The organism is Streptomyces sp. B15 (assembly GCF_018070605.1).
GTDB lineage: Bacteria > Actinomycetota > Actinomycetes > Streptomycetales > Streptomycetaceae > Streptomyces > Streptomyces smyrnaeus.
Window position 1 is genome coordinate 1 of sequence record NZ_JAGPXJ010000027.1, and the last position, 10,865, is coordinate 10,865.

Here is a 10,865-nt window from a genome sequence, read left to right on the forward strand (position 1 = left end):
TTCGCTGTGTTTCGGTGGTCATAGCGTGAGGGAAACGCCCGGTTACATTCCGAACCCGGAAGCTAAGCCTTTCAGCGCCGATGGTACTGCATGCGGGAGTGTGTGGGAGAGTAGGACGCCGCCGAACAATCTTTGAAAGTCGTGGTCCCTGGACGTCAGTTCGGGGACCACGACTTTTATGTGTGTGGTCACCGGCAGTTCACGTTGCCTGGACATCATCCGAGCATGGGGACACCACAGTTGACCGCAGCGGGCGTCAGTGCCGGGGACGAGGTCGTCGTGCCGTCGTTCGGCGGGGCCGACGTCGCGCGGGCCGTGCGGGAGCTCGGAGCGCGGCCCGTCTTTGCCGACATAGATGCCGACACCTACTGTCTCGATCCCGCGTCCGCAGCAGGTGCGGTGACTGCGCGGACCGCGGCCATCGTGCCTGTTCACCTCTTCGGTCGTGCTGCGGACCTTGCCGCACTGCGTGCGGCGGGGGAGCAGCTGGACGTTCGGGTCGTGGAGTGGGAGCCGCTGCCGCGTACGGATGCGATCGACGCGGTACGGCGGCGCCAGTACGCCACCTATCTGGGGCGTCGGCTCAGGGGAGTCGTGGTCCCCGTGGTCGGGGATGGCGTCGAACATGCCTGTACGGAGTTTGTGGTGCGGGTGCCTGGGAACGGGCGGCCCGATCGGGACGCCTTCCGGCGGGCGCTGCGTATGAAGGGCGTCGCGTGCGACGTTCCGGTGCGGGTGCCGGCCCACCGGCTGCCGGAGTACGCGCAGCACATGGAACAGGTGACGGCTGTCCGGCTTCCGGAGGCGGAGCGGGCTGCTGATGAGTGCCTGTCGTTGCCGTTGAGTGCGGCCATGACGAAGAAGGATCTGCACCGGGTGGTGTCGGCCTGCAACGCGCTCGGTGGACTGCTGCGGGAACGCGCCGGCTGAGTGCGGCGGGGCGCTCCGGTGCCAGTTCGATCCAGCGCCGTGGATCGGGTAAGATCCCTACCGCTGGCCGCGCCCCAATAGCTCAGTCGGCAGAGCGTCTCCATGGTAAGGAGAAGGTCAACGGTTCGATTCCGTTTTGGGGCTCTCCTTAAGCGAATTGAAGGCCCCCGCCCATCGGCGGGGGCCTTCTTCGTATGCGCTCTCAGCGCCGGAGCCGGGTCACTGGCACTCCGGGACGCGCATGGCGAGAATGGCCATGTCGTCCGAGGGGGCGTCGCTCGCGAAGCGTTCGACAGCGCGCATGATGCGGGCCGCCACCGCACCGGCGTTGAGGCCCGTGCAGGTGCCCAGGACGTCGGCCAGGCCGTCGTCGCCGAGCATGCGGGTGCCCTCGCGGCGCTCTGTCACGCCGTCGGTCACACACAGCAGGACGTCACCCGGGTCGAGGGAGACGGTCTGCTCGTACAGTTCCAGGTCCTCCATGACGCCGAGCAGGGGCTGGGGGTCGGCGGCCGGTTCCACGCTGCCGTCCTGACGCAGGCGCAGCGGGAGCGGGTGGCCCGCGCAGACGACCTTCAGCTCCGCGCTGCCGTCCTCCTGGGGGCGCATCTCGCCGTAGAGGAGGGTGAGGAAGCGACTGCGCGCTCCCTCGTCCAGGATGGCCGTGTTGAGGCGTTCCAGCACCGCCGGGCCGCCGAGGCCCTCGCGGGCGAGCAGGCGCAGCGCGTGGCGGGCCAGGCCGGTGACGGCAGCCGCCTCGGGACCCGTGCCGCAGACATCGCCGATGGCGAAGCCGTAGGTGCCCTCGCTGATCTCGAAGAGGTCGTAGAAGTCGCCGCCGACCTCGTTGCCCTCGCCGGCCGCGCGATAGATGACCTCGACCTCGACGCCGCCTTCGACCTCGGGCGTTTCGGGCGGCAGCGAGGCTGCGCTGCAGGGACTGGCTGATGGCGGTGCGCTCGGAGTAGAGGCGCGCGTTGTCCAGGGCCAGCGCGGCGCGGCGGGAGAGGTCCTCGGCGAGCTCCAGGATCTCCTGCCGGAACCGTTCGTCGGTGGGCTTGCCCAGGGTGAGCATGCCGATGACGCGGTTGCGCGCGACCAGGGGCAGCACGACGGTCTCACCGCCGACAGCGGCTGCCGTGGCCAGGGTGGTGCCGGGGGAGAGCTGGTGGTCCTCGCCGTCCAGCGAGACGTTGCGCAGCGAGGTGCGCAACGCCGCGGAGTGCGCGGCCTCGGTGGGGGCCGTCCAGACGCGTGCTCCGGGCGTGGGGACGGGCTCGGGCGGTTCGACCTTGGCGAGCAGCGCCTTGAGGTTGTCGATGCGGTCCTCGTCCTCGTGCAGGACGTAGGAGAGCTTGGGATCCGAGCCCTGGTCGGCGACGGTGTAGACGGCGCACCAGGTGGCCAGCGTCGGCACCGTCATCTGGGCCATCAGGGCGAGGGTCTGGTCGCGGTCGAGGGTTCCTGCGAGCAGGTCGGAGGCTTCGACGAGGAAGGAGAGCGACCCGCGGCGCAGGCGTTCCAGTTCGGTGAGGCGGGCGCGCTCGACGGCGAGGGCGATCCGGTCGGCGGCGAACTGGAGGCGCAGCGCCTCCTCGTTGGTGTAGCGGCCGGCGGCCTCGGTGGCGACACCGAGCGAGCCGGTGAGCCGGCCTTCCACCTTGAGGGGGACGGTGACCACGGAGCGCATGCCCGTCCCGTCGAGGAGGGGCACGGCGCCGGGGACCACGGTGAGGTCCTCGTGGACGGACGGCATCCGGGCGGAGCCGTAGCGGCCGCTGCCGGTCTCGACGGGGACGCGGGCGAACCGCTGTCGGGCCGAGGGGAGTCCGGTGGAGGCGCGGACCTCCAGCTCCGTCTCGTCGTCGGTGGCCAGCAGGAGGTACGCGGAGTCGCCGTCGAGCATGTCCCTGGCGCGTTCGACGGTGCGTTGGAGCAGGCCGTCGAGGTCGTCGGGGGCCGGGGAGCCGATGAAGACCTCGAAGGGGTCGGTGGCCGACTGCTCCTGGGAATCGCCTGCCGTACCGGTGTTGTCGTGCGAGTGGACGCGGGGCGGGGACTGCAGGACGGCCCGTTCGTGCTCGCGTACCAGCAGGCAGACGGTGGAGGGCTCGCCGTCGCTGTCCCGTACCCGTAGGTGGGAGGCGTAGACGGGGATGGTGCGGCCGTCCGAGCCGCGCATGCCGTAGGAGCCCTCCCAACGGGAGAGGCGCAGCGCCTCGGCGACCCCGGTGCCGGTGCCGGGGGTGTGGGGCCAGGCGGCGAAGTCGGTGAGCGGCTTGCCGATGACCTGGTCCGCGGGGTAGTCGAACAGCTCGGTGGCGTCCTCGTTCCAGGCGCTGATCGCGCCGCTGCGGTCGACCTGGACGACGGCGACACGGACGCGGGTGTCGGTGACCGGCAGTGCGGTGTCCGGGAGGGCGGGGCCTGCCGTGCGGGTGCCGACGGGGCGCTCGGGCAGGTCCAGACGGAACCAGACGCGCTTGTCGGAGGCGGTGTAGTCGACGCCCCAGCGGGTGGCCAGCGCCGAGGCGAGCAGCAGTCCGCGACCGCCTTCGCGGTCCGGGCCGGCGGGCTGCGGGTTGACCTCCTGGAGGGGCAGCTCGCGCTCGGGATAGCGGTCGATGACCTCGATGCGGACGCCGTCCTCGTCGCGCAGGCACAGCACCTCGGCGGCGGTTCCGGCGTGCACCACGGCGTTGGTGACCAACTCGCTGGTGAGTACGACGGCGTCGTCGACGATGTCGGACAGGCCCCAGCCCTGGAGGGTGTCGCGTACGAAGCCGCGCGCGGTGGCGACGGACCGGCCCACCGGTTCGAAGGTGGCGGCGGCTCGTGCGGTGATCACTGGTCTCCCCATGGATGTCCTGTCGGCCAGGCGCACTGGTGTGCGCTGTGCGGTCAGGGCCGTGACGGTCCCCGCCTCTTCGTTCGGGCCTTGTTGTGAGCCCACGGCGCTCGGGGGGATCCCGGTGGGAAATCCCCCGCGCTCGGCGCTCTGCTCTTGCGTCACCGCAGCGCCCCTCCGTCGCCCTTCGTACTCACACCGCTGCCCCCTGCGAAGCCCCTACCCATCGGACCCGGTCGGGCACCCCGCCGGCATGGGGGTGAACGGACAGCCGGGTGCCAGGTTACTTACGTATCCGCGACGAGTGGCTGCCGGATGCGGGTGATTTCCCTCCGGGTCCGCGAACGCAGTGCGATATGCCATGCTGCCGAACTGTTATCGCCGGGTTCGGGCAGGGTGAAACACTGGGAAGGCTCGGAGTACAGGGCCCGGGCAGGAAGGTCGACCCGCAGGAGGGGCAGTGGAGTCTGGCACAACCGCGCGTAGCGGCAACACGCGCGTGAAGGGCGGACGGTCCCGTAGGAGTGGGACGATCGAAGTGGACGCTGCGGCCGTCAACAAGCTCCTGGCGGGGCTGACAGCGATGCGGGACGGCAACTTCCGCAAGCGGCTCACCGTGACCGGTGAGGGCCCGATGGCCGAGATCGCCGCGGTCTTCAACGAGGTCGCGGACCAGAATCTGCATCTGACGGGCGAGCTGTCCCGGGTGCGGCGGGTGGTCGGACGTGAGGGAAAACTCACAGAGCGGCTGCAGACCGGCACCTGCGAGGGTTCCTGGGCGTCGGCGATCGACGCGGCGAACGCGCTGGTGGACGACCTGGTGTGGCCCGTCTCCGAGGTGGGCAGGGTGCTGTCGGCCGTCGCCGACGGTGACCTGGAGCAGCGTATGGACCTGCGCTCCCGGGGAGCCGAGGGCGGTGGGCACCCGCTGCGCGGGGAGTTCCTGAAGGTCGGCCGTACGGTCAACGGCCTGGTGGACCAGCTCTCGGCGTTCACGGACGAGGTGACGAGAGTCGCCAGTGAGGTCGGTACCGAGGGCAAGCTGGGCGGTCAGGCGCGGGTGCGCGGAATGTCCGGTTCCTGGAAGGACCTGACCGATTCCGTCAACACGATGGCGTCGCGGCTCACCGCTCAGGTGAGGGACATCGCGCTGGTGACGACGGCGGTCGCCAAGGGTGATCTGTCGCGCAAGGTGACCGTCCATGTCGCCGGCGAGATGCTGGAGCTGAAGAACACCGTCAACACGATGGTCGACCAGCTCTCCTCGTTCCAGTCCGAGGTCACCCGGGTCGCCCGCGAGGTCGGTACCGAGGGCGAGCTGGGCGGCCAGGCGCGGGTGCAGGGCGTCGCGGGCGTGTGGAAGGACCTGACGGACTCCGTCAACCTGATGGCGGGCAATCTGACGTCCCAGGTGCGGGAGATCGCGCAGGTGACCACGGCGGTCGCCAACGGCGACCTGTCGCAGAAGATCACCGTGAACGCGCGGGGCGAGGTGGCGCAGCTCGCCGAGACGATCAACGCGATGACGGACACGCTCCGTACGCTCGCGGACGAGGTGACGCGGGCCGCCAGCGAGGTCGGTACGGACGGCGTGCTGGGCGGCCAGGCGGTCGTCCCGGGCGCGGCCGGGATCTGGAAGGACCTGACCGACTCGGTCAACTCCGCTTTCCGCAATCTGACCGCTCAGGTGCGGGACATCGCGCAGGTGACGACGGCGGTGGCCAACGGTGATCTGTCGCAGAAGGTCACTGTGGACGTCTCCGGCGAGATGCAGGAGTTGAAGAACACCGTCAACACGATGGTGGACCAGCTGTCCGCTTTCGGTGCCGAGGTGACCCGGGTCGCCCGCGAGATCGGTGTCGAGGGTGAGCTGGGCGGTCAGGCGGCCGTGCCGGGCGCGGCCGGCACGTGGAAGGACCTGACCGACTCCGTCAACACCGCCTTCCGCAACCTGACGGGCCAGGTGCGCAACATCGCGCAGGTGACCACGGCGGTGGCCAACGGTGATCTGTCGCAGAAGGTCACTGTGGACGTCTCCGGCGAGATGCTGCAGTTGAAGAACACCGTCAACACGATGGTGGACCAGCTGTCGTCCTTCGCCGAGCAGGTGACCAGGATGGCCAGGGACGTGGGCACCGAGGGCCGGCTGGGCGGCCAGGCCCGGGTGGACGGCGTCTCGGGCACCTGGAAGGACCTGACGAACTCCGTCAACTTCATGGCCAACAACCTGACCTCCCAGGTGCGGCAGATCGCGCAGGTGACCACTGCGGTCGCCCGCGGTGACCTGTCGCAGAAGATCGAGGTCGACGCACGTGGCGAGATCCTGGAGCTGAAGAACACCATCAATACGATGGTCGACCAGCTCTCCGCCTTCGCCGACCAGGTCACTCGGGTGGCCCGGGAAGTCGGTACGGAGGGCAGGCTCGGCGGTCAGGCGCAGGTGCCGGGCGTCGCGGGCGTGTGGCGCGATCTGACCGACTCCGTGAACGGCATGGCGGGCAATCTGACCAGCCAGGTGCGTAACATCTCGCAGGTGGCGACCGCGGTCGCACGTGGTGATCTGTCGCAGAAGATCGACGTGGACGCGCGCGGCGAGATCCTGGAGCTGAAGACCACGCTGAACACGATGGTCGACCAACTGTCGTCGTTCGCCGAGCAGGTCACCCGGGTCGCCCGCGAGGTGGGCACGGAGGGCATCCTGGGCGGTCAGGCGGAGGTCAAGGGTGTCTCGGGCACCTGGAAGGACCTCACGCAGTCCGTGAACTTCATGGCGAACAACCTGACTTCGCAGGTGCGCAACATCGCCGAGGTCACCACGGCGGTGGCCCAGGGCGACCTGTCCAAGAAGATCACCGTCGACGCCAAGGGCGAGGTGCTCGCCCTGGTGACGACCGTCAACACCATGGTGGACACGCTCTCCTCGTTCGCCGAGCAGGTGACCCGGGTGGCCCGTGAGGTGGGCACCGAGGGCATTCTCGGCGGGCAGGCGCGGGTGCGTGACGTGTCGGGTATCTGGAAGGACCTGACCGACAACGTCAACATCATGGCCAACAACCTGACAAGTCAGGTCCGCAACATCTCCCAGGTCGCCACTGCGGTCGCCGGGGGTGACCTCACCAAGAAGGTCACCGTCGAGGCCAGTGGCGAGGTGGCGCAGCTCGCGGACACGGTCAACACGATGGTCACCACGCTCTCCTCGTTCGCCGAGCAGGTGACCCGGGTGGCCCGCGAGGTGGGCACCGACGGCGTGCTGGGCGGCCAGGCGCGCGTGCAGGGCGTCGCCGGCACGTGGAAGGACCTGACGGAGTCGGTGAACTCCATGGCGTCGAATCTGACCGGTCAGGTGCGGCAGATCGCGATGGTCACCACGGCCATCGCCAAGGGCGATCTGACCAAGAAGATCGACATCGAGGCCAACGGTGAGATCCTGCAGCTGAAGACGACCATCAACACGATGGTCGACCAGCTGTCGTCGTTCGCCGAGCAGGTGACCCGGGTGGCCCGCGAGGTGGGCACAGAGGGCCAGCTCGGCGGTCAGGCACGGGTACCGGGCGTCGCCGGTACGTGGAAGGACCTGACCGACTCCGTCAACGAGATGGCGGGTAACCTCACCCGCCAGGTGCGGGCCATCGCCGAGGTCGCCACCGCGGTGACCCGCGGCGACCACAACGTCCGTATCGACGTGGAGGCGGCCGGGGAGATCCTGGAGCTGCAGGGCTACATCAACACGATGATCGCCAACCTGCGGGACACCACCCAGGCCAACCAGGAGCAGGACTGGCTCAAGGGCAATCTGGCGCGCATCTCCGGACTGATGCAGGGCCGCCGGGACCTGCGGGACGTGGCGGGGCTGATCATGAGCGAGCTGACGCCGGTGGTCTCCGCGCAGCACGGCGCGTTCTTCATCTCGCTGCCCGAAGGCACTCCCGAGGGCGCGGTGGGCGTCGGCGCCGGACCGGGCGAGGACGGCAAGTACGAGCTGCGGATGCTGGGCAGCTACGGCTACTGCACCGACAGCATGCCCACCTCCTTCCTGCCGGGCGAGTCGCTGGTCGGTACGGCGGCGAAGGAGAAGCGCACCATCGAGATGGGCAATGTGCCGCCGGGCTATCTGAAGATCTCCTCGGGGCTCGGTGAGGCACCGCCCGCACATCTGGTGGTGCTGCCGGTCATCTTCGAGGGCACGGTGCTCGGTGTGATCGAGCTGGCGTCCTTCCAGCCGTTCGGGCAGATCCAGAAGGACTTCCTCAACCAGATCGCCGAAATGATCGCCACGAGTGTGAACACCATCAGCGTCAACATGCGTACCGAGCGACTGCTGGAACAGTCGCAGGAGCTGACGGCGCAGTTGAAGGAGCGCTCGGGAGAGCTGGAGAACCGGCAGAAAGCACTCCAGGAGTCCAACGCGGCGCTGGAGGAGAAGGCCGAACAGCTCGCGCAGACCAACAGCGACATCGAGATCAAGAACCGGGAGATCGAGGAGGCGCGTCAGGTCCTGGAGGAGCGTGCCGAGCAGTTGTCGGTCTCGATGCGCTACAAGTCCGAGTTCCTGGCCAACATGTCGCACGAGCTGCGCACGCCGCTCAACTCGCTGCTGATCCTGGCCAAGCTGCTGGCGGACAACGCGGAGAGCAATCTGTCGCCCAAGCAGGTCGAGTTCGCCGAGACGATCCACGGCGCGGGCTCCGACCTGCTGCAGCTGATCAACGACATCCTGGACCTGTCGAAGGTCGAGGCGGGCAAGATGGACGTCAGCCCGACACGGATCGCACTGGTGCAGCTGGTCGACTATGTGGAGGCCACTTTCCGGCCCCTGACGGTGGAGAAGGGGCTGGACTTCTCGGTGAGCGTCTCGCCGGAACTGCCGGCCACGCTCCACACCGACGAGCAGCGGCTGCTCCAGGTCCTGCGAAACCTGCTCTCGAACGCGGTCAAGTTCACCGACAGCGGCGCTGTCGAGCTGGTGATCCGGTCGGCCCGTTCGGATGTGCCCGATGCCATCCGGGAGCAGATGCTGGAGCACGGTTCGCTGCGGGATCCGGACTCGGATCTGATCGCCTTCTCGGTGACGGACACCGGTATCGGGATTGCGCAGAGCAAGATGCGGGTCATCTTCGAGGCGTTCAAGCAGGCCGACGGCACCACGTCGCGCAAGTACGGCGGCACGGGCCTGGGACTGTCCATCAGCCGGGAGATCGCGCGGCTGCTGGGCGGTGAGATCCACGCGGTCAGCGAGCCGGGCCGCGGTTCCACCTTCACGCTCTATCTGCCGCTGCACCCGACCGAGCTGCCTCCGCAGGGGTACGGGCAGCTCGCCTCGGGCAGCAATCCGCTGGCTCTGGCCCAGGCGCCCACGAGCGCGCCCGAGACGTCGGCCGCCGAGCTCGGCGAGGCGGCGCGGCCGGGGCAGGCAGAGCCCGCCGAGGGGGCCGGGGCGACGCCTGCTGCGCCCGAGCAGACCGCCGAGGAGGCGGCGCACTCGCTGGCCGACCGGCGTCGGCTGCGGGACGCCAGCGGGCAGGCGCAGCCCGAACTGCCCCCGGAGGCCCGCCCGTCGTCCCCGGCGGCCGAGAACGGTGCCGGGGCCGCCAACGGGACGGCGCGGGGCAACGGCGCGGCCGGGCGGACGGCCGCCCCCCGTGAGCAGCAGGACGGCGCGGAGGCCGAGACCGGTGGTGGGACCGCCGAGGCGCCCGGGCAGGGTGTGGCGGCCCGAGGCGACCAGGAGGCGCCGTCCACCGGGACGGGGGACACCGGCGGCCTGGCCGGCCGCAAGGTGCTGATCGTCGACGACGACATCCGCAACGTCTTCGCGCTCACCAGCGTGCTGGAGCAGCACGGTCTGCAGGTGCTCTACGCCGAGAACGGCCGGGAGGGCATCGAGGTGCTCGAACAGCACGACGACGCCGCCGTGGTGCTGATGGACATCATGATGCCGGAGATGGACGGCTACGCGACGACGGCGGCCATCCGCAAGATGCCGCAGTTCGCCGGTCTGCCGATCATCGCACTGACCGCCAAGGCGATGAAGGGCGACCGGGAGAAGAGCATCGAGGCGGGTGCCTCCGACTATGTCACCAAGCCGGTGGATACTGATCACCTGCTGGATGTCATGAGGCGGTGGATGGATGGCGGGTGAATATGACACCGTGTCGATGAGGGCCTTATGTTGACTCAGTGTGGTCAGGCGCGTGTGGAAACGCGGTAAACCGGGAACCTTTTGGTCCCCTGGGGCGTTTCTGCTACGTGCACAGTGACAACACGGTGACAGGGTGTGGCGGACCGCAGGGTGCGGCTACCATGACCGGCACAAGGACGGGCGGCGGCGACAGGAAGCCGCTCCCAGGGGCGGCGTCCGAGAGGCTGCCGGGGCGAGGAGGACGGGCCATGGTGCAGAAGGCCAAGATCCTCCTGGTCGATGACCGGCCGGAGAATCTGCTGGCGCTGGAGGCCATTCTCTCCGCGCTCGATCAGACGCTGGTACGGGCATCGTCAGGGGAGGAAGCGCTCAAAGCGCTGCTGACCGACGACTTCGCGGTCATTCTGCTGGATGTCCAGATGCCAGGTATGGACGGCTTCGAGACAGCCGCCCACATCAAGCGGCGTGAGCGCACCCGCGACATCCCGATCATCTTCCTCACGGCCATCAACCACGGTCCGCATCACACCTTCCGCGGCTACGCGGCCGGTGCGGTCGACTACATCTCCAAGCCGTTCGACCCCTGGGTGCTGCGGGCGAAGGTCTCGGTCTTCGTCGACCTCTACATGAAGAACGTGCAGCTGCGTGAGCAGGCGTCGCTGCTGCGGCTCCAGTTGGAGGGCAACGGCGGCGAGCGGCACCCCGGCGCCGGCGAGGACAGCGACGAGGCGCAGGGCCTGCTGGTCGAACTGTCCGCGCGGCTGGCGGCCGTCGAGGAGCAGGCCGAGGCGCTCACCAAGCAGCTGGGCGACTCGGCGGACGCCGCCACGGCAGCGACAGCCGCCCATCTGGAGCGCAAACTGGCCGGGTTGCGCAGGGCACTTGACGCGCTGGGGCCCGGCACGGACGGCGACCCTTCGGCTCAGGTGCCCTCCCAGAACTGACCGC

Annotated in this window: 3 protein-coding genes, 1 tRNA gene, 1 rRNA gene and 1 pseudogene; 5 read left to right on the forward strand and 1 reads right to left on the reverse strand. The window is 69.1% G+C overall.

Features of this window, described 5'->3' with window-relative positions; genetic code table 11:
• Positions 1-10: 10 nt before the first annotated feature.
• From rrf to KBY19_RS14890, 3 genes are all read left to right on the forward strand, one after another.
• Positions 11-127 (forward strand): 5S ribosomal RNA (gene rrf, locus KBY19_RS14880).
• Positions 128-225: 98 nt separating this feature from the next.
• Complete coding sequence (locus tag KBY19_RS14885) at positions 226-930, forward strand: DegT/DnrJ/EryC1/StrS family aminotransferase (protein WP_185018270.1); 705 nt, start codon at positions 226-228, stop codon at positions 928-930.
• A gap of 71 nt (positions 931-1,001) precedes the next feature.
• Positions 1,002-1,074: transfer RNA gene (locus KBY19_RS14890), tRNA-Thr, on the forward strand.
• 75 nt (positions 1,075-1,149) lie between these two features.
• On the opposite strand, the pseudogene KBY19_RS14895 reads toward KBY19_RS14890, so the two are convergent.
• Positions 1,150-3,778: pseudogene (locus KBY19_RS14895) on the reverse strand (SpoIIE family protein phosphatase).
• Positions 3,779-4,238: 460 nt separating this feature from the next.
• On the opposite strand from KBY19_RS14895, the gene KBY19_RS14900 reads away from it, so the two are divergent.
• Complete coding sequence (locus KBY19_RS14900) at positions 4,239-9,917, forward strand: HAMP domain-containing protein (RefSeq protein WP_099884739.1); 5,679 nt, start codon at positions 4,239-4,241, stop codon at positions 9,915-9,917.
• Positions 9,918-10,165: 248 nt separating this feature from the next.
• Positions 10,166-10,861 carry a two-component system response regulator gene (locus tag KBY19_RS14905; RefSeq protein WP_099884741.1) on the forward strand — a complete coding sequence of 232 codons (696 nt, stop codon included), beginning with the start codon at positions 10,166-10,168 and terminating at the stop codon, positions 10,859-10,861.
• Positions 10,862-10,865: the final 4 nt, after the last annotated feature.